We start from the raw sequence: 19,703 nt of genomic DNA, 5'->3' as shown, positions 1-19,703 counted from the left end.
TGTGCATGACACCGATCAAAATGTGGGAGTGAGCTTGCTCGCGAAGACGGCCGACCCGTTGACAGAAATGTCGCCTGACCCACCGCTTTCGCGAGCAAGCCCGCTCCCACAGGGGGTCTCCAGCGCACCCGGCATTTGTGCTCGGCGCCAATCAAAATGTGGGAGCGGGCTTGCTCGCGAAGACGGCCGACCCGTTGATAGAGATGTCGCCTGACTCACAGCCATCGCGAGCAAGCTCGCTCCTACAGATCAGCGCGGCGCCTTGCCCGCCACCGAGTACAGCACCTGCTGGTTACGGGTTTTCATGAACTCGTCCAGGCTCTGGCCGCGCATGGCGGCGTACACCTGCAGGTTGGGAATGCCGAGCACCGCGGCGAGTTTTTCCAGCACGAAGAAGATCGCCCCGTACTGGATCAACCCGCGCCAGTCACGGCGGCGCAGCAGCTCGCGTTCCTCTTCGCTCAAGCCGCCTTCCTCGAACAGCGCCTCGGGCGTGTCGAGAAAACGCTGGCGCCATTGCGGCTCGATCATGCGGTGCAGGAACTTGTTCAGCCGATAGCCCTTGGCGCTGCGCTCCAGGGTGAACGGATAGGTGCCCTCGAGTTTTTCGATGCCCGCCAACTGGTGTTGCATGTGCTGCAAGTGACGCGCGTTGACCTCGGCGGGCACAGGCCGGTCCTGGTTTTCCAGCAACAGGGTGGCGATGCCGGTCATCGACGGCAGGTAGTAGTCCTGATGCAGGTTCTTCACCGTGGCCGACAAGGCGCCGCGCATGATCAGCCAGGTGATCACCTCCGAGCCTTCCATGCCGCCCAGGGTGGCGTACTCGGCGTGGGTCATTTCGGTCAGGCGCACCGGGTCGTTGACCAGCAGATCGATGAACTGCTCGTCCCACTGCGGATTGTTGAAACCACAACGCTCGCCATGCACCTGGTGGGACACGCCGCCGGTGGCGACAATCGCCACCTTCAAGTCTTCGGGATAGCTTTCGATCGCCCGGCGCAGCGCCTGCCCCAGCTTGTAGCAACGCAACGCGGTGGGGATCGGGAATTGCAATACGCCCACCTGCAGCGGCACGATTTCCACCGGCCATTCAGGTTCGCAGGGCAATAGCGCCGACATCGGCGAAAAGAAGCCATGATCCAGCGGTTTGTCGCGGAAGAAACTCATGTCGAATTCATCGGCCATCAGGCTCTGGCCAATGTGCCGCGACAGCGCCGCATGCCCGCCAACCGCCGGTAACGAACGTGGGTTGCCACCTTCGTCAGCAACCTCGTAACGCTCATCGACGCCCAGGGAGAACGCGCCGTAATGGTCGAAGAAAAACGACGTCACGTGGTCGTTGAAGATGTAGAACAACACGTCCGGCCGTTGCTCCTTCAACCATACCTTGATCGGTTCGAAGCCTTCGAAGATCGGCGCCCAGGCCACTTCATGCTGTTTGTCGTGATCGACTGCGAAGCCGATGGTAGGTGTGTGGGAGACGGCGAGACCACCGATGATGCGTGCCATGACGAGTTCCTGTGTTCGAAGATAATTATTGCGCCAGAACAGCCTGGCTGACCCGACGCCGTGCATGACCATTGGCCAGGATCGCCAGCGCGGCGATGAAGGCCGGCAAGCTCAACAGGGTGAACAGCAGCGGCAGGCCCAACCCGAGGCTGAGCACCGCACCACCAATGAGAGAGCCGAAGATAGCGCCGAAACGACCGATGCCCAGCATCCAGCTCACCCCCGTGGCGCGGAAATCCGTTGGGTAGTAACCGGGCGCAAAGGCGTTGAGACCGGTCTGCGCACCGCTCATGCAGAAGCCTGCCGCGACGACGCCGAATGCCAAAAGGCTCGACTCCAGGCTGAAAGCCCCCAGCAGCAGGATGAACGCGCCGCCCAATGCATAGGAGGTCGCGATGACTGCGTTGGGATTACGTCGGTCCATGGCCCAACCGACCAGGATCGCGCCGACCGTGCCGCCGATCTGGAACAGGCCGGTGATGGTCGCTGCGCGTTCGATGGACAGGCCACCTTCGCGCAACAGCGTCGGCATCCAGCCCATGGTCAGGTAGATCACCAGCAGCCCCATGAAGTAGGTCATCCACAGTGCCAGCGTGCCGAAGCGGTAACCCTCGCTGAACAACATGCGCACCGGCGCCTTATGCTGGACCTGGGGCTCGCTGATGGTGAATGTCGTGGCCGCCGAGAAACGCCCGCCCAACTTGTTCAACACCTTGGCGATCTGACTGGCCGGGGCATTCCGTGCCGCGAGGAAACGCGGCGACTCGGGCAACAGCAGCCAGAGGAACGGCAGCAGCACCAGCGGCAGGATGCCGCCAGCGAGCAATACCGATTGCCAACCGTGGTGCGGGATCAACCAGGCCGCGAGAAAACCGCCCAGCCCCGAGCCCATGTTGAAACCGGTGAACATGAGGGTGATGAACAGCGAGCGATTGCGCTCCGGCAGGTATTCGGAAAGCAGCGTGGTGGTATTGGGCATTGCGGCGCCCAGCGCGACCCCGGTCAGCAACCGCAGGATTGCCAATTCGTAGGGGTTGCGCGCAAAGGCACAGGCCAGGCTCAGCACGCTGAAACCCGTCACGGCAATCAACAGCACTTTCTTGCGTCCCAGGCGGTCGGCATAAGGGCCGGCGGTCAAGGCGCCAATGGCCAGGCCGACCATGCCGGCGCTCATCACCGGGCCAAAGGCCGCCTTGGAAAGCCCCCAGTCCTGGGTCAGCGAAGGCGCGATGAAACCCATGACCGCGACATCAAAACCATCGAACAGCACAACGAAGAAACACAGGCTCATGATCAGCCACTGGTACCCGGCAACCGGTCGGTTGTCGATCCACGCTTTGATATCGACCGTGTCGTGACTCATGCTTATCACCTTCTTGTTTTTATAGAAATTCCGACTGGCGTGGCAGCGGCGACAGGCCCATCAGCCATCCGCCAGCCAAACCCTGGGCGTGACTCTAAAGGCGCACGGGCCTGCCCCGCCTCTGGGAAATCCTTAAGCGGGTATCGGTTTTTCTTATCGGGTGATTTTCGAGGTGATGTCTACAATGAGCGTGAATCGACAAACAGGGTTACTTCATCCTCAAACTGCAAGGTTGTCAGGAGTAACGACATGAACACCTACCGGCCCATGAACTGCGATCTGCATGACTATCTGGAGATCGCCTGCCTGCGCGGTTATCGACTGGACATCGAGTTGCACGATGGCTCACGCCTGGTCGCCACTGCGTTGACCACGCGAACCTCCAGCGACAAGGAAGAGTTTCTGCGCCTTGAAACGGCTGATGGACAGCAGGAGGTTCGCCTGGACCACCTGCTGGCCATTACGCCACTGGATGCGAATGCACAGTTTGGCCGGGTGGTATTTTCCGATGCCTCCTGCACATTCTGAGGCCTGTGTCAGACCAGCGACATGCCGCCGTCCACGTGCAATTCGATGCCGTTGACGAATGCACTGTCGCTGGACGCCAGGTACAGCGCCGCTTGTGCCAGCTCATGGGCCTCGCCCAGGCGGCCTGCCGGAATCATGTCCGCCATCATTTGCACAAACCCCGGGCGATGTTCTTCGGTGACGCCCAGTTTGCCAATGATCGCCGTATCCACCGGGCCTGGGCTCAACACGTTGACGCGGATGCGCCGCGCGCGCAGCTCCAGCGCCCAGTTGCGCGCGAATGCCGCGATGGCCGCTTTGGAACCGGCATACACCGCATGCCCGTCGAGCACTTTGCTCGCCGCCAGGGAGCTGGTCAGAATGATGCTGCCACCGTCGCGCAGCAACGGCGTGATCGCCTGCACCCCGAAGAACACGCCACGGGTGTTGATGTTGAACTGCGCGTCGTATTCTTGCGGCGTGACCTGCTGCGATGGCGTCAGGGTGATGACCCCGGCATTGGCCACGTAGACATCCAGCGCACCGAAGCGCGCCCGCACCTGTTCGGCCACCTCGCCATGGTGTTCGAGGCTGGCGACATCGCCCTTGATGCCGATGGCGCCATGGCCGATCTGGCGTATCGCCTCATCGAGTATCTCCTGGCGGCGCGCCGTGATGATCACCTGCGCCCCCTCTTTGGCGAACAGACACGCGGCGGCCAGACCAATGCCGCTGTTGCCGCCGGTGATCACCGCGACCTTACCTTGTAGACGTTGCATCTGCTGACTCCACTTGTTGAAGGAGCGCAGTATTATGTCGCGCGCATCCCCGCCAACCAGTCCAGCACCAGGCACATCTGTTGTGCTGCGGAGTCACAAGATGTCCAACCTGTTGAACCAGTCGGCCAGCCTGATCGCCTTCGTCCGCGCGGTAGAAGCCGGCTCGTTCAGCGCCGCCGCGCGCAATGCCGGCACCACGCCCTCGGCCATCTCCAAAAGCATTGCCCGGCTGGAAACGGAGCTCAACGCCAAGCTGTTTCGCCGCTCCACGCGCATGCTCGGCCTGACCCCCGAGGGCCAGGCATTTTTCGAGCGGGTCGCGCCGCTGTTGCGCGCCATCGACGACAGCGCCGATGCGCTGCGTCACACCGGTGGCGCCCGCGGTCACCTGCGGGTGAGCATGCCCAGCGACCTTGGACGCCTGTTGCTGCCGAGGATCCACTCGGTGTTTCTCAGCGACCACCCGGACGTGGAGCTGGACCTGACCTTGCTCGATCACCATGTGGACGTGATTCGCGAAGCCTACGACGTGATTTTTCGCGTCGGCAGCCTCCTCGACAGCGACTTGAAAAGCCGTACCCTGGCCCAGCTCGACATGGCCCTGGTCGCCTCCCCGGCGTTCCTCGGCGAATGGGGCACCCCGACCTCCATCGAGGCACTGCGTGCCCTGCCCTTCGTGCGCTATCAATTCAATGGCCGAACCCTGCCGATCGTCTTTGCCGACGGTGAAACCCTGGTCCCCCACGGTCGCATCGGCCTGGACTCGGGGTTCGGCCTGCGCGGCGCCGCGCTCGGCGGCATGGGCGTGGCCTACCTGATGAAATGCACGGTGCAACAAGACCTGGATTCAGGCGCCTTGGTGCAAGTGCTGGCCGACCACCCCCTGCCATCGCTGGCGGTTCATTCGCTGCACGCCTTTGGTACGCTGACCCCGATCCGGATCAGACTGTTCGCCGATTTTGTGCAGCAGGAACTGCAGCGGTTGGGCGGCCAGTAAAACCGGGGCCCTGTGCTAGTCTCCTTCGTCTAACCTGCGCTGATGCGTTTGCATGAACCGCTTCCCCTGGTGATGGAGTTCGACATGAAAAACACCGCTTCCTGGCTGACGATTACCCTCATAAGTCTTGTGCTTTGCGCCTGCGCCGCCGTCGATGCTGGAAGTGGTGGCGCCGGCGAGATGGAAATCCGCTCGGGGAAAATCGAGCAGATCACCATGACGCAGATGCAGACCAACCACGACAGCGGCGTCGGCGCCATTCTTGGCGGACTGGCGGGCGTGGGTATCGGCAGCCTGATCGGTTCGGGCACCGGGCGCGATGTGGCCATGGTCGCCGGCGCCCTCGCCGGTGCGGCGGGCGGCAACTACGCCGAGAAGAAAAAGTACGATCAACCGCAGCAAGCCCAGCAGATTATCGTGCGCACCAAAAGCGGCGTGCTGGTGTCGGTGACCCAGCCGATCAATGCCGCTCTGAGCAAAGGCCAGAGTGTCTATATCGAAGGCACCGGCAATGAAGCCCGGGTAGTGCCGCAGGGCTGATCATCACCCCGCCGTCGAGCACCGATAGTTAAAAGCCCCGGGCCTCAACAGCCCGGGGCTTTTTATTGAACGCGAATTGAATCAGACCGTTCGTCGTCCAGAGATGAAAATACCCCTTGACACTAATCAGCTTCTAGAGGACTATCACTTACATCGGATGCGATCTAAACGCATACGACACCAATCGAACCTGACCGCCCCCTTGAGGATTCACCCCATGAGCAAGATCGAAAAAGTCCTGGCCACCGGCAAGACACACACCAGCCTGAGCAACGCCGGCAACACCTTGCGCGGTCATAACGGCAACCTCGACATCGAACTGTCGACCCCAGGCGCTGCCCAGCCCGCCCATGTTTTCGCCGCCACCCAGCCGCACCCGAGAGCCGAGCAACTGTTCGCCGGGGCCTGGTCGGCCTGCTACACCGCCGCCGTCGGCCTGGTGGCCGCAGAGCGCAACATCGCGCTGCCGGCGGACCTGGCCGTCGACATCGAAGTGGACCTGGGCCAGACGGGTCCGGCCTATTTCCTTCAGGCCCGACTGACCCTGCGCGTGCCGGGGCTGGCACAGGACGTCGCGACGGAACTGGCGCACATCGCCGATTCCATCTGCCCCTACTCCAAGGCGACACGCGGCAATATCGACGTTGCCCTGAGCGTTATTACGGCCTAACTTAACATCGTATGCGACACAGTCGCACACGACCAAAATATCGGTAAACCTGAGGAAATCATCATGAGCAAGATCGAAAAAGTCCTGGCCAGCGGCAAGACCCACACCACCCTGAGCAGCGCCGGCACCACCTCGCGCGGCCATAACGGCAACCTCGACATCGAACTGTCGTCCCCCGGCAGCGCCACTCCAGCGCACGTGCTGACCGGTGTGCAACCGCACCCGAAAGCCGAGCAGCTGTTCGCCGGGGCTTGGTCGGCCTGCTACATCGCAGCGGTGGGCCTGGCCGCCCAACAGGCGAAGGTGACCCTGCCGGCCGATACGGCCGTGGACATCGAAGTCGACCTGGGCCAGACCGGCGCCGCCTACTTCCTCCAGGCCCGCCTGACCCTGCGGGTGCCGGGCCTGTCACAGGAAGTCGCGACCGAGCTGGCCCACAATGCCGATGCGATCTGCCCCTACTCCAAGGCCACCCGCGGCAACATTGACGTCGCCATCAACGTCCAGACCGCGTAACCCATGGCACGGCCGGTTCCCGGGGGGACCGGCCAGGCGGCCGCAGGGTTAGTGCTCTTCCGATACCATCGCATACGATGTACAGTCTCAGTCTGCAGCCTGCCCAAAGAGAACCCCCCATGAAAAGCACCGACAAGACGTCCGCCCTGGATCTCAAGCTCTCCGACTTCCTGTGTTTTGCGGTCTATTCCACCAACCTCGCGTTCGGCAAGGCCTACAAGCCGATGCTCGAACGACTCGGCCTGACCTACACCCAATACATCACCCTGGTGGTGCTGTGGGAACAGGACAACCAGACCGTCGGCAGCCTCGGGGAAAAGCTGTTCCTGGAATCCAACACCCTTACCCCGATCCTGAAAAAGCTCGAGGCGATGGGTTACCTGAAACGTCAGCGCGACCCGGAAGACGAACGCCAGGTGCGCATCAGCCTGACCGAGGCCGGTCGCCAACTACGCACCGAACTGACCGAAGACGGCTTTCCGCAAACGGGCCTCGATCCCGACGATTTCGCACAGATGCAGCAGGCGATCGTGGCGTTGCGCAACAATCTGATCCGCACGACCAATGCCGATAAATAATCTCTGAAGCTGTAAAACCGGTCCCCCCACAGCGGTTGCCCGGAAAGTCCCGATTGCGGTGGCTCGTCGCTCAAAGGTAGTATTGAGAACGATTCACACTAACATCTGGAAAATCCACCGGTGCAACCTCCTTCGACCAGCAAGCTGAGCTACTTTTTCAGCGATCATCACCGTTGGCTGCTGCAGCATATCCAGCGACGGCTGCGCAATCATGCGGACGCCGAGGACACTGCCGCCGATACGTTTTGCCAGATGCTGATGGCCCGGGTCGATCCCGACAGCATCGAACAACCCCGCGCCTACCTCTCGACCATCGCCCGACGGCTCATTTTCGATCGGCATCGCCGGCGCAAGCTGGAGTTGGCGTATCTCGAACGCCTGTCCACCCTGCCCGAGATGCTCGCCCCGTCCCCCGAAGAACAGCTGCAGCTGATCGAAGCCCTGGTCGCCATCGACCGGGCGCTGGATGGCCTGCCGACGGTGGTCAAGGCCACCTTCCTCTACAGCCAGCTGGACGGCATGAGCTATGTGGCAATCGCCCAAAAGCTGGGCCTGTCGGAGCGCACGGTCAGCCGCTATATGAAGCAAGCATTGCGCCAGTGCTACCTGAGCGAGATGGCGACATGAAAACAGAGCGCCTGGACCCTGTCAGCGAGCAGGCCATCGACTGGATGGTGCGCCTGCGCGCCGGTACCCCCACGCCCGCCTTGCAGGCACGTTTCGATGCCTGGCTGGCCAAGGACCCGGCGCACGCCCAGGCCTGGGCCAGATTGCAGGAGCGCCTGGGCGGTTCCTTCAACACCCTGCGCGCCCTGGATCGACGCTTGCCGGGGCACACCGAGCATGCCCGCCAGGTGCTCTTGCAACCGCAGGCATCGCGGCGCGATGCGCTGCGGGTAATCGCAGGTTTAGGCCTGCTCGGTGGCGGTTTGTGGCTGGGTGCGCGCAGCCCGCTGGGCGACAGCCTGTTCGCCGACCTGTCCACCGGACGGGGGCAGCGCGAGGATTTCAACCTGGCCGACGGCAGCCGCCTGAGCCTCAACGCCGACAGCGCGGTGGACCTGCAATTCGACGGCCAGCAAAGGCTGGTCATCCTGCGCCACGGCGAACTGGTGATTCAGGTCGCGCCCGATCCGCACCGTCCGTTGCGCGTGCGCACCGCCCAGGGTGAGGTGCGCGCGTTGGGCACGCGTTTCCTCGTCGCCCAGGAGCAGGACGCCAGTCGTGTGGTGGTGCTGGAGCACTCCGTCCAAGCCACGCTCCTCAATGGCACCCGACGTGACCTGCAGGAGGGAGAATCCGCCCTGCTCTACGCGCGGCACATCGAACCGGTTTCTGGCGATCAGCGTTATCGCGCCGACTGGCTCGGCGGGCGCCTCAATGTGCTGGACGAGCCCCTGGAAAACGTCGTGGATGCGCTGCGCCCCTACAGTCGCGGTTTTGTTCGCCTGGCCCCTGAAGTGCGTGACTTGCGGGTCCAGGGCGTGTTCCCGCTCAACGACCCTGCGCGCACCTTCGCGGCGCTGGCGGAAACCCTGCCGATCCGGGTCGATCACTACAGTCCGTGGCTGACGTTGATTCGCGCAAAACTGGCCAAAGAATAATTTTTTTTGCAAATCACTCTTATTCGTGTCCGGTTTTCATTTCTCGTCCCACCTATCTCCTGACACTCACACCTTCAGGAGAATGCTGTGTTCAACCCGTGGTCCCACTCGCTTTCCGTCGCCGTTGCCCTGGCCACCCTGGCAGGCCCTGGCCTGTCACAGGTGCAGGCGCAGACGCAAACCCTGCCATTCAATCTGCCCGCCGGCCCGCTCGCCAGTACCCTCAATGCCATTGCCAGCCAGAGCGGACAAATCATCTCGCTGGAGCCGGCGCTCGTGCAGGGCAAGCAAGCACCGGCGGTGAAGGGCCAGATGTCCGCTGAAGAAGCGATGCAGCGGGCGTTGACAGGCAGCGGCCTGCAATTGCGGGTGACCGCCCAGGGCAACTTCAGCGTCGAGCCAGCCACCACCGACAGCGCTACGCTGCAATTGGGCGCGACCAATATCATCGAAAGCAGCAACGACGCCACCACTGAGGGCTCGGGCTCCTACGCCGCACGGGCGGTGACCATTGGCAAGGGCACCCACACCCTCAAGGAAATCCCGCAGTCGGTCACCGTCATGACCCGCAAACAGATGGACGACCAGGACCTCACCGACCTCAAGGACGCCGCCAACAAGACCACCGGCCTGGTCGGCGTCCAGGGCGTGGGCAAGGGCATGATCCTGACCTCCCGCGGTTTCCAGATCGATGACTGGCAATATGACGGCGTGCCGATCCCGCGCAACACCTACGCGCTGGGTAACTGGGCCACCCAGGACCTGATCTTTTTCGATCGCATGGAAGTGCTGCGCGGCGCCTCCGGCCTGCTGCAGGGCACCGGCAGCCCCGGCGGCGCGATCAACCTGGTGCGCAAGCGCGGCCAATACGCCCCTACCGTAACGGTTACCGCAAAGGCCGGTTCCTGGGATCACTACGGCCTGCAACTGGACGCCGGCGGGCCCTTGAACCAGGCCGGCACCATTCGTGGGCGTTTCGTCGCCGACGAAGACCAGAGCGATTCGTTCATCGACTACGAATGGAGCAAGACCCACTCGCTGTACGGTTCGCTGGACTTCGACCTGCGCGAGGACACCACCCTGGGCCTGGCAGTCAGCTACTCCGATGCCGAGTCGCGCCCGATGATCCGCGGCCTGCCGCGCTATTCCGACGGCAGCCCCCTCGATGTGTCGCGCTCCACTTACACCGGCGCGCGCTGGAACCATTCGGACATCGATGTCACCACCGTCTACACCGATCTTGAGCACCACTTCAACGACGACTGGGCCTTCAAGGTCGGCGCCGTGCGCATGACGGAAAACAACAAGTCGAAAAACCAGCGGCTGCAAAGCAGCGGCGATGGCCTGGAAGCCGACGGCAGCGGCGTGCAGTACGCCGACTTCGTGACCGATTTCGACGCCACCAAGCTCGGCCTGGACATGAACCTCATCGGTCACTTCGACGCCTTGGCCATGCAGCACGAAGTCATGATCGGCGGTAACTACTCCAAGTACACGTCCGACGACAAGTTCGCCCGAACCTTCAACGACAGCACCGACACCATCTTCGGCATCGACCACGACCGCCCGGAAATCAGCTACGACGGGATACTCAATACCCCCGGCGGCCGGGCAACGCCGAGCAAATACGACATTCGGCAAAAAGGCCTGTACGGCAGCTGGCGGGTCAAGCCGATCGAACCCCTGACCCTGGTGCTCGGCTCGCGGGTCAGCTGGTACGACTACAGCTACAAGTCATGGAGCCAGCTCGCATTCAGCGACGTGGTCAACGCCGACCCGGAAAGCACCGCCAACGAAACCGGGGAAGTCACGCCCTACGCCGGCATCATCTATGACCTGAACCGCGAATGGGCGGTGTACGCCAGCTACACCGACGTGTTCGAACCCCAGGCACTGCGCGACGCCAGCGGCAAGATGCTCAAGCCGGTGATCGGCAGCAACTACGAAGTCGGCCTCAAGGGCGAGCTGATGGACGGCCGGGTCAACACCTCCCTGGCGCTGTTCCGTTACGACCAGGAAAACCGAGCCCTCAACGACCTGGCCTCGGGCTTCGCCTGCGACGGCTGGTACTGCTCGATTGCCGCGGGCAAAGTGCGCAGCCAGGGGCTCGACGCGGAAATCAGCGGCGAAGTGCTCACCGGCCTGCAGCTGTTTGCCGGTTATACCTACAACACCACCAAGTTCCTCGACGACCCGGAAAACGAAGGCAAGGTCTTCAGCACCTGGACACCCAAGCACATGCTGCGGGTGTGGAGCGATTACCAGTTCAGCGGCGACTGGAACCGTGTCAGCACGGGCCTGGGCTTCACCACCCAAAGCCATACCCTGGGCTATGAACACACCTACGACGTGCCGGGTTACACCGTCTGGAGCGCACGCGCCGGCTACCAGCTGACGCCGGAGATCGGCCTGGCGCTGAACGCCAACAATCTGTTCGACAAGCACTACTACACGGCGGCGTACAACCAGCTGAGCGGCAACAACAATTTCGGCGAACCGCGTAACCTGATGTTCAGCGTGAAGTACACCCCGGAGTTCTGACACTGAACACCAGGCTCAACACAGGGGGGATCCGATGGGTTCGAGGGTTATTTATCCGACTTGATGGAGGTCCAGACCCGGGTCCGCACCCTTTCCAGCTTCTGCGGCAACGGCTGCACGACGTACAGGGTTTTCAGCGCCTCAGGTGTCGGCGTCAGGTTCGGGTTGCCGGTGATTTCCTTGTTGATCAGAGGCAACGAGTCCGTGTTGGCATTCGGGTAACCGAGGAAGTCGCTGATCGGTGCGATGACTGTCGGGTCGAGCAAGGTGTTGAGGAATTCGTGGGCTTCCTCGACGTTCTTCGCGCTTTTCGGAATGGCAAAGGTGTCGAACCAGATCGGCGCGCCCTCCTTCGGCAAGCGCCAATCGACCACCACCCCATTGCCCGCTTCCTTGGCGCGATTGCCGAACTGGTAGAAGCTGCCGGAGTAGCCGATGGCCACGCAGATATCACCGTTGGCGATATCGGTCATGTACTTGGCCGAGTTGAAGTAGGTGACATAAGGGCGAATCTTCAGCATCAGCGCCTTGGCTTTTTCGTAGTCATCGGGGTTCTGGCTGTTCGGGTCCAGCCCCAGGTAATGCAGGGCCAACGGCAGTATCTCGGAAGGCGAGTCGAGCATGGCGACACCACAGGCCTTGAGCTTCTCCATGTTCTCGGGCTTGAACACCAGGTCCCAGCTGTCCACCGGCGCATTCTCGCCCAGCGCGGCCTTGACCTTGGCCGGGTTGAAGCCGATCAACACAGTGCCGTACATGTAAGGCACGCCGTACTGGTTGCCGGGGTCGTTCTTGTCCAGCAACTTGAGCAGGGCCGGGTCCTGGTGCTTCCAGTTGGGCAGCTTGGCCTTGTCCAGTTTCTGGAACACACCGGCCTTGATCTGGGTTTCGATGAACTGGTTCGACGGCACCACCAGGTCATAGCCGGAGTTGCCGGTCAGCAGCTTGGCTTCGAGGGACTCGTTGGTGTCAAAGGTGTCCCAGGTGACCTTGATGCCGGTCTTGTCGGCGAATTCCTTGGGCACGGACGGCAGGATGTAGTCCGCCCAGTTGTACACCCGCAATTCGCGCTGCTCGGCTTGTACGGCACTGGCCAGCAGTGTCAGCCCGCAAACGGTGGCACCCAATAGGCGTTTGATTGTGTCCATGGATCAATTCCCCAAGTCAGCTCGATGGTTTTTATGTGCTGTACGCGGCAGTGCCCGGCAAAACCGCCAAGGGCAAGGAAGATCAGGTTCGTATTTATCGATGGGGAGGCGGGTGCGCACCCGCCTCCGGTTCCGATTCTTGCCCACCGCCCGGCCGGTTCATAGCGCGGGGTTGGCCAAAAGGAGATCGAAATGGCCATTATCGGTGTCCGGGCAGCGCCTCCTCCTCGGGGTACGGCCACTCCACCGCATGGCTCGCGAGGTAGGCGCTGACGGCAGCGTTCAAGGTCGGATAAAACGCCGCCTCGCCAAACCGCTCGAACAACCCGAAGCGCTTGAGCTTGTCCTTGACCGGGTCCTTCATCTCGGCCAGGCGCAACTCGATGCCCGCCGCTTTCAGGGTGTCATCCAGCTCGGCCAACATGTCGGCGCTGGTCACGTCGACGCTGGTGACCGGTTCCGCCGCCAGCACCAGCCAGCGCACGGGGGTTGGCGATGCGGCCACGGCGTCCAGTACCCGCTCGTGGAACAGTTCGGCGTTGGCGAAAAACAGCGAGGCATCCCAGCGAAAGATGACCAGGCCGGGAATCAGCCGCGCGTCCGGGTAGCGCTTGATGTCGTGGAAGCCCCTGACCCCTCGCGCGCGCCCCAGTACCGCAGAGTATGGGCGCCAGCCATCCCAGAGGAATTCGATGACCGCAATCAGGATGGCCAGGCCGATGCCCTCGATCGCCCCCAGCACGGCCACGCCCACCGTGCAGACGATCGACAGCCAGAACTCCCAGCGCTGCATGCGATAAATGCGCCGCAGGTCGGTGATCTCGATCAGGCCGATGGCGGAGGCGATCACCACGGCAGCCAAGGCGCTGTTTGGCAGGTCCTGCAACAGGTTCGGCGCCACCACCAGCAGCAAGGCAACCGCCACCGCGCCAACGACGCCGGTCAACTGGGTCTTGGCGCCAGCGGCTTCGGCCACGGGTGTACGGGAGGAACTGCTGCTGATCGCGAACCCCTGGAACAGTCCGGCGGCCAGGTTGGCAATGCCCAACCCGACCATTTCCTGGTTCGGGTCGACATAGGTGCGGGTGCGCGCCGCGTACACCCGCGAGAGCACGCTGGTATCGGCAAAGGACACCAACGCCACGGCACCACCGCCGATCAGCACGGGCACGATATCGGCGCTGGTGATCCAGGGAATGGCGAACGACGGCAGGCCCTGGGGTAGCGGGCCGAGGACCTTGACCCCCGCCCGCGCCGCCAGGTCCAGCACATCCACAGCGATCGTCGCACCGGCCACCGCGATCAGGATGCCGGGTATGCGCTTGTGGCCCTTGAGCAGCAGGATCACCACCAGGGTGGCGGCACCGACCATGAACGCGGTCCAGTTGGTTTTGCCCTCGATCAGCGCGCTCGCGATGGCCCACAGGTTTCGCAGCGGCCCCTCGGCATCAATGGAAAAACCGAAGAACTTCGGTAACTGGCTGATCAGCACCGTCAGCGCAATCCCGTTCATGTAGCCGTAGCGAATCGGCTTGGACAGCAACTCGGTGATGAAACCCAGGCGCGCGATGCCGGCGAGGATGCACACGGCCCCCGAGACGATGGCCATCATTCCCGCCAAGGCGACTGCGCGTTGGGGATCACCGCCCGACAGGGGCAGGACCACCGCGAGAATGACGGCCGCCAGCGAGGAATCCGGCCCCAGCACCAGGATCCGGCTGGGACCGAACAGCGCATAGGCGATCAGTGGCACGATGGTGGCGTACAGGCCATAGATGCCCGGTACCCCCGATGCCACTGCATAGGCAATGCCCACCGGCACCAGCATCGTGGTCAGTACCAGCCCGGCCATCAGGTCGTGGCGCAACCACGCCACGTGGTAGCCGCGCAGCGTGCGCAGTCCGGGGAACCAGCGGCCCCAGCCAGCCTGGTCTTCGCTGGTGTCACGGCGCACGATACGGCCCGGTTCCGCCGCGGGCGGGGAAGCGTCTGGCTGGCTCATGGGACAATGGCCCCCGGGTGCGTACCCATCAGTACTTCTCGGCGATCCGCTTCAGCGGATAATCCGGTTCGCGATAGCCGCCCGGCTTCTGCCGCTTGGGCAATACCACCTTGTCCCGCGCCACTTCTTTATAGGGGATGCGGCTGAGCAGATCGCTGATGATGTTCAGGCGTGCCCGCCGCTTGTCGTTGGAGTTGGCCACGAGCCAGGGGGCATGCTCGCTGTCGCTCGCCTCGAACATGGCGTCACGCGCTCGCGAGTAGTCGAACCAGCGGCTGTAGGACTTGAGGTCCATGGGGGTCAGCTTCCAGATCTTGCGACCATCCTTGATGCGCGCTTCGAGTCGACGGGTCTGTTCCTCGGGGCTGACTTCCAGCCAGTACTTGAGCAGGATGACCCCCGAATCGACAATCGCGCGCTCCACGTGGGACACCGATTTGAGGAAGAGGTCCACCTGCTCCTGGGTGCAGAAGCCCATCACCCGCTCGACGCCCGCGCGGTTGTACCAACTGCGATCGAAGATCACCACTTCGCCCGCTGCGGGCAAGTGCGGCAAGTAGCGCTGCACGTACATCTGGCTCTTCTCTCGATCGGTGGGCGCAGGCAATGCCACCACCCGGAACACCCGCGGACTCACGCGCTCGGTAAGGGCCTTGATCGTGCCCCCCTTGCCGGCGCCGTCGCGCCCCTCGAACACGACGCAGATCTTGATGCCCTCGGCTTTCACCCATTCCTGCAACTTGACCATTTCGACGTGCAACAGGCGCAACTGCTCAAGGTAATCCTTGTTCTTCAGCTTCTCGTCTTGCGCGGAACGCCCCTTGGGCGCGCCCTTCTTGTCCTTTGCCATGACCCAGCCCCCACTCTTGCTTGAGTAATTGACCTTTGACTTGCCCGACCAACGGCATGAGTCTAGTTCATGGTTCAAGGTAGCGAAGACCGCGCCTGCGACTTAATCTCCGAGCCACTGCAATCATCCGTGGGACGCCTCGCCACCTGGCATCCCGTCGCTGGAACGAGGAGTTGAAGAATGCCCCTGACACTCTATTACCACCCGCTTTCGTCGTTCTGCCACAAGGTACTGGTCGCGCTTTACGAGCATGGGATCGACTTTGAGAGGCGAATCATCGATCTTTCCAGCGAGGAAGACCGGGCGGAACTCTCGGCGTTATGGCCCCTGTGCAAATTCCCGGTCATCCGCGATGACGCGCATCCGAACGGGTTGGCGGAGTCGAGTGTGATCATCGAATACCTGGACCGGGCTTATTCGGCCCAACACTGCCTGCTGCCCGGCGATTGCGATACCGCGCTGCAAGTGCGCCTGTGGGACCGTTTTTTCGACCAGTACGTGCAGGGGCCGCTGCAACGGATAGTCGCCGACCGCCTGCATGGGACGAACGGCGACCTGACCGGGGAACGGGCCATGCTCGCCACGGCCTACGGCATGCTCGAGCGCCAGCTGGCCTCGCGAACCTGGGTGGCCAGCCCGGACTTCAGCCTGGCCGACTGTGCCGCCGCGCCGGCCCTGTTCTATGCCAGCACGCTGGTACCCTTCCCCGGCGGCCACCCGCACTTGAGCGGGTATTTCGACAGGCTGACGCAACGGCCATCCTTCCAGCGCGTCATCGACGAAGCCAGGCCCTGGTTTGCCTTTTATCCATTTGCCGAGGCCATACCCCAACGGTTTCGCTAGCGGGCGTGCCCGTTGAAAAAACTTCCCCAATGTCGGGGGTACTTTCTCCCGGACGGTTGCGAGTGTGGCGTTCCCGGCCTATGGTCCAGACACAACAATTTCACGACTGGCGCGATGATTCGCCGCCGTCTTTTTGTCCATCCATGGTGCTAGCGCAACGAGGTGAAGACATGCCCAACGACTCCCGCCCTGCCGTACTCGAACTGATCGGTAACACGCCACTGGTACGCGTCAGCCGTTTCGATACCGGACCCTGCACGCTGTTTCTCAAGCTCGAATCACAGAACCCCGGCGGTTCGATCAAGGACCGCATCGGCCTGGCGATGATCGATGCCGCCGAACGCGATGGCCGCCTGCGACCCGGTGGCACCATCGTCGAAGCCACCGCCGGCAACACCGGCCTGGGCCTGGCGCTGGTCGGCCGCGCCAAGGGATACCGCGTGGTGCTGGTGGTACCGGACAAGATGTCCACCGAGAAGGTCTTGCACCTCAAGGCCATGGGCGCCGAGGTGCACATCACCCGTTCCGATGTCGGCAAGGGCCATGCGGAGTACTACCAGGACGTCGCCGCGCGGCTGGCGGCGGAAATTCCCGATGCGTTCTTCGCCGACCAGTTCAACAACCCGGCCAACCCCCTGGCCCACGAATGCAGCACCGCGCCGGAAATCTGGGCGCAGACCCAGCATGATCTGGACGCCATCGTCGTCGGTGTCGGTTCGGCGGGCACCCTCACCGGCCTGACCCGCTTCTTCAAACGCGTGCAGCCGGATCTGGAAATGGTCCTGGCCGACCCGGTCGGTTCGGTGATGGCCGAATACAGCCGCAGTGGCACCCTCCCCACCCCCGGTTCCTGGGCGGTGGAAGGTATCGGCGAAGACTTCATTCCGTCGATTTGCGACCTGTCCAGCGTGCGCCACGCCTATTCGATCAGCGACGAGGAAAGCTTCGATCATGCCCGCCAATTGCTGAAGGCCGAGGGCATTCTCGGCGGTTCGTCGACCGGCACCCTGCTGGCGGCGGCATTGCGCTACTGCCGCGAGCAGACCCAACCGAAACGGGTGGTCAGCTTTGTCTGCGACACCGGTACGCGCTACTTGTCGAAGGTCTACAACGACCAGTGGATGAACGATCAGGGCCTGCTGCAACGCAAGTCCTACGGCGACCTGCGCGACCTGGTCGCGCGGCGCTTCGAGGATGGCCGGGTGATCAGCGTCGGCCCCGACGACACTTTGCTTACCGCGTTCCAGCGCATGCGCCTGGCGGATGTGTCGCAACTGCCGGTGCTGGTGAACGGCAAACAACTGGTCGGGGTGATCGACGAGTCCGACATCCTGCTGGGCGTGCATGAAGACGTTAAGCACTTTCGCAAGACCGTCTCCAGCGCCATGACCGACAAACTGCAAACCCTGTCCCCCGGCGCCTCACTGGCGGAACTGGAGGCAGAACTGGGTCGTGGGCTGGTGGCGATCATCCAGGATGCCTCGGGTTTCCACGGCCTGATTACCCGAACCGACATGCTCAATCATTTGCGGAGATCCCTGCCATGAGTCAGCACGATGAACATGCCCCGCCACGGGGCTTCGCCACCCGCGTGATCCATGCCGGGCAAACGCCGGACCCTTCGACCGGCGCGCTGATGCCGCCGATCTACGCCAACTCCACCTACCTGCAACAGAGCCCCGGGGTGCACAAGGGCCTCGACTACGGGCGCTCGCACAATCCGACGCGCTGGGCGCTGGAACGCTGCGTGGCCGACCTCGAAGGCGGCACCCGGGGCTTTGCCTTCGCCTCGGGCCTGGCGACCATTTCCACGGTACTGGAGCTGCTCGACGCCGGCTCGCACGTCGTCTCCGGCAACGACCTGTACGGCGGCACCTTCCGCCTGTTCGACAAGGTGCGCCAGCGCAGCGCCGGGCACCGCTTCAGCTTTGTCGACCTGACCGACCTGGCGGCGTTCGAAGCATCCCTGCAGGACGACACGCGCATGGTCATGGTCGAGACCCCGAGCAATCCGCTGCTGCGCCTCACCGACCTCGCCGCCATCGCCCGCACCTGCCGCGACCGGGGCATCATCTGCGTGGCCGACAACACCTTTGCCAGCCCGTGGATCCAGCGTCCGCTGGAACTGGGCTTCGACATCGTGCTGCACTCCACCACCAAGTACCTCAACGGCCACTCCGACGTGATCGGCGGCATCGCCGTGGTCGGGCAGGACGCCGAGCTGGCCGAGCGCCTGGGTTTCCTGCAGAACGCGGTGGGCGCCATCGCCGGGCCGTTCGACGCCTTCCTCACCCTGCGCGGGGTCAAGACCCTGGCGCTACGCATGGAACGCCACTGCAGCAACGCACTGGAACTGGCGCAATGGCTGGAACGCCAGCCGCAAGTCGCCCACGTCTACTACCCGGGCCTGCCCTCGCACCCGCAGCACGAACTGGCGCGCCAGCAGATGCGCGGCTTCGGCGGGATGATCTCCGTCGACCTGAACACCGACCTGGCCGGCTCCCGGCGTTTCCTGGAAAACGTGCAGATTTTCGCCCTGGCCGAAAGCCTGGGCGGGGTGGAAAGCCTGATCGAGCACCCGGCGATCATGACCCACGCCACCATCCCCGTGGAAACCCGCGCGCAACTGGGCATCGGCGATGCGCTGGTGCGGTTGTCTGTTGGGGTGGAGGATGTCGAAGACCTGCGCGCAGACCTGGCGCAGGCGTTGGCACGGATTTAGGAGTTGCCTTCTCGGATCGCCCCATCGCAGCGATGGCGGCCTGACAGCCGCCCCATCTCTCACGGCTGCACCCGATCCACTGTAGGAGCTGGCTTGCCAGCGATGGCTGGCATAACGGCCACCATCGATCGCCAGCAAGCCGGCTCCTACAGATCTGTGTCACACCACAAATTCAACACACACCCGTAAATCCCTGTAGGAGCTGGCTTGCCAGCGATGGCGGCATAACGGCCACCATCGCATCGCCAGCAAGCCGGCTCCTACAGATCGGTGTCACGCCACAAATTCAACATACCCCGCAAACCCTGTAGGAGCTGGCTTGCCAGCGATGGCGGCATAACGGCCACCATCGCATCGCCAGCAAGCCGGCTCCTACAGATCGGTGTCACGCCACAAATTCAACATACCCCGCAAACCCTGTAGGAGCTGGCTTGCCAGCGATGGCGGCATAACGGCCACCATCGCATCGCCAGCAAGCCGGCTCCTACAGATCTGTGTCACACCATAAATCCAACATACCCCGCAAATCCC

The 19,703-nt window shown here is 63.0% G+C and carries 18 protein-coding genes; 12 read left to right on the top strand and 6 right to left on the bottom strand.

What is annotated here, in order from left to right:
- Positions 1 to 249: 249 nt before the first annotated feature.
- Together NPS56_RS30330 and NPS56_RS30325 are read right to left on the bottom strand one after the other, a co-directional pair.
- Positions 250 to 1,512 (bottom strand): gallate dioxygenase, encoded by a 1,263-nt coding sequence (locus NPS56_RS30330; RefSeq protein WP_274078066.1) that lies wholly within the window; start codon positions 1,510 to 1,512, stop codon positions 250 to 252.
- A gap of 25 nt (positions 1,513 to 1,537) precedes the next feature.
- Positions 1,538 to 2,875 carry an MFS transporter gene (locus NPS56_RS30325; protein WP_274078065.1) on the bottom strand — a complete coding sequence of 446 codons (1,338 nt, stop codon included), beginning with the start codon at positions 2,873 to 2,875 and terminating at the stop codon, positions 1,538 to 1,540.
- Between the two features lie 249 nt (positions 2,876 to 3,124).
- Between NPS56_RS30325 and NPS56_RS30320 the strand changes: the two genes are divergently transcribed.
- Positions 3,125 to 3,403 (top strand): Rho-binding antiterminator, encoded by a 279-nt coding sequence (locus NPS56_RS30320; RefSeq protein ID WP_274078064.1) that lies wholly within the window; start codon positions 3,125 to 3,127, stop codon positions 3,401 to 3,403.
- A gap of 8 nt (positions 3,404 to 3,411) precedes the next feature.
- On the opposite strand, the gene NPS56_RS30315 is transcribed toward NPS56_RS30320, so the two are convergent.
- A complete protein-coding gene (locus NPS56_RS30315) occupies positions 3,412 to 4,161 on the bottom strand; it encodes an SDR family oxidoreductase (RefSeq protein ID WP_274078063.1) in 750 nt (249 codons plus the stop codon).
- A gap of 100 nt (positions 4,162 to 4,261) precedes the next feature.
- Here NPS56_RS30315 and NPS56_RS30310 point away from each other — a divergent pair, with 100 nt between their 5' ends.
- From NPS56_RS30310 to NPS56_RS30275, 8 genes are all read left to right on the top strand, one after another.
- The gene (locus NPS56_RS30310) at positions 4,262 to 5,158 is read left to right on the top strand and encodes a LysR family transcriptional regulator (protein ID WP_274078062.1); all 897 of its coding nucleotides are present in this window, start codon (positions 4,262 to 4,264) and stop codon (positions 5,156 to 5,158) included.
- Between the two features lie 84 nt (positions 5,159 to 5,242).
- Complete coding sequence (locus NPS56_RS30305) at positions 5,243 to 5,698, top strand: glycine zipper 2TM domain-containing protein (RefSeq protein ID WP_274078061.1); 456 nt, start codon at positions 5,243 to 5,245, stop codon at positions 5,696 to 5,698.
- A 217-nt stretch (positions 5,699 to 5,915) separates the two neighbouring features.
- Positions 5,916 to 6,368 carry an Ohr family peroxiredoxin gene (locus tag NPS56_RS30300; protein WP_274078060.1) on the top strand — a complete coding sequence of 151 codons (453 nt, stop codon included), beginning with the start codon at positions 5,916 to 5,918 and terminating at the stop codon, positions 6,366 to 6,368.
- A 63-nt stretch (positions 6,369 to 6,431) separates the two neighbouring features.
- The gene (locus NPS56_RS30295) at positions 6,432 to 6,884 is read left to right on the top strand and encodes an Ohr family peroxiredoxin (protein ID WP_274078059.1); all 453 of its coding nucleotides are present in this window, start codon (positions 6,432 to 6,434) and stop codon (positions 6,882 to 6,884) included.
- Between the two features lie 119 nt (positions 6,885 to 7,003).
- Positions 7,004 to 7,462 (top strand): MarR family winged helix-turn-helix transcriptional regulator, encoded by a 459-nt coding sequence (locus NPS56_RS30290; protein WP_274078058.1) that lies wholly within the window; start codon positions 7,004 to 7,006, stop codon positions 7,460 to 7,462.
- 120 nt (positions 7,463 to 7,582) lie between these two features.
- The gene (locus NPS56_RS30285; protein ID WP_274078057.1) at positions 7,583 to 8,089 is read left to right on the top strand and encodes a sigma-70 family RNA polymerase sigma factor; all 507 of its coding nucleotides are present in this window, start codon (positions 7,583 to 7,585) and stop codon (positions 8,087 to 8,089) included.
- The gene (locus tag NPS56_RS30280) at positions 8,086 to 9,066 is read left to right on the top strand and encodes a FecR domain-containing protein (protein WP_274078056.1); all 981 of its coding nucleotides are present in this window, start codon (positions 8,086 to 8,088) and stop codon (positions 9,064 to 9,066) included. Before NPS56_RS30285 ends, NPS56_RS30280 begins: the two co-directional genes overlap by 4 nt.
- 87 nt (positions 9,067 to 9,153) lie before the next feature.
- Positions 9,154 to 11,607 carry a TonB-dependent siderophore receptor gene (locus tag NPS56_RS30275; RefSeq protein ID WP_274078055.1) on the top strand — a complete coding sequence of 818 codons (2,454 nt, stop codon included), beginning with the start codon at positions 9,154 to 9,156 and terminating at the stop codon, positions 11,605 to 11,607.
- A 47-nt stretch (positions 11,608 to 11,654) separates the two neighbouring features.
- On the opposite strand, the gene NPS56_RS30270 is transcribed toward NPS56_RS30275, so the two are convergent.
- The 3 genes from NPS56_RS30270 to ppk2 all read right to left on the bottom strand — a co-directional run bounded on the left by NPS56_RS30270 (position 11,655) and on the right by ppk2 (position 15,607).
- Entirely contained in the window at positions 11,655 to 12,755 is a 1,101-nt protein-coding gene (locus NPS56_RS30270; RefSeq protein ID WP_274078054.1) for a polyamine ABC transporter substrate-binding protein, read from the bottom strand.
- 199 nt (positions 12,756 to 12,954) lie between these two features.
- Entirely contained in the window at positions 12,955 to 14,757 is a 1,803-nt protein-coding gene (locus NPS56_RS30265; RefSeq protein WP_274078053.1) for a SulP family inorganic anion transporter, read from the bottom strand.
- A gap of 28 nt (positions 14,758 to 14,785) precedes the next feature.
- Entirely contained in the window at positions 14,786 to 15,607 is an 822-nt protein-coding gene (gene ppk2 / locus NPS56_RS30260; RefSeq protein ID WP_274078052.1) for a polyphosphate kinase 2, read from the bottom strand.
- 180 nt (positions 15,608 to 15,787) lie between these two features.
- Between ppk2 and NPS56_RS30255 the strand changes: the two genes are divergently transcribed.
- The 3 genes from NPS56_RS30255 (at position 15,788) to NPS56_RS30245 (ending at position 19,172) form a co-directional block, all read left to right on the top strand.
- Positions 15,788 to 16,450 (top strand): glutathione S-transferase family protein, encoded by a 663-nt coding sequence (locus tag NPS56_RS30255; RefSeq protein WP_274078051.1) that lies wholly within the window; start codon positions 15,788 to 15,790, stop codon positions 16,448 to 16,450.
- Between the two features lie 170 nt (positions 16,451 to 16,620).
- A complete protein-coding gene (locus tag NPS56_RS30250; protein ID WP_274078050.1) occupies positions 16,621 to 17,997 on the top strand; it encodes a pyridoxal-phosphate dependent enzyme in 1,377 nt (458 codons plus the stop codon).
- Complete coding sequence (locus NPS56_RS30245) at positions 17,994 to 19,172, top strand: trans-sulfuration enzyme family protein (RefSeq protein ID WP_274078049.1); 1,179 nt, start codon at positions 17,994 to 17,996, stop codon at positions 19,170 to 19,172. Before NPS56_RS30250 ends, NPS56_RS30245 begins: the two co-directional genes overlap by 4 nt.
- Positions 19,173 to 19,703: the final 531 nt, after the last annotated feature.

This window comes from Pseudomonas putida, from assembly GCF_028682635.1.
Lineage (GTDB): Bacteria > Pseudomonadota > Gammaproteobacteria > Pseudomonadales > Pseudomonadaceae > Aquipseudomonas > Aquipseudomonas putida_AE.
This window is presented reverse-complemented; position numbering and strand designations above follow the sequence as displayed.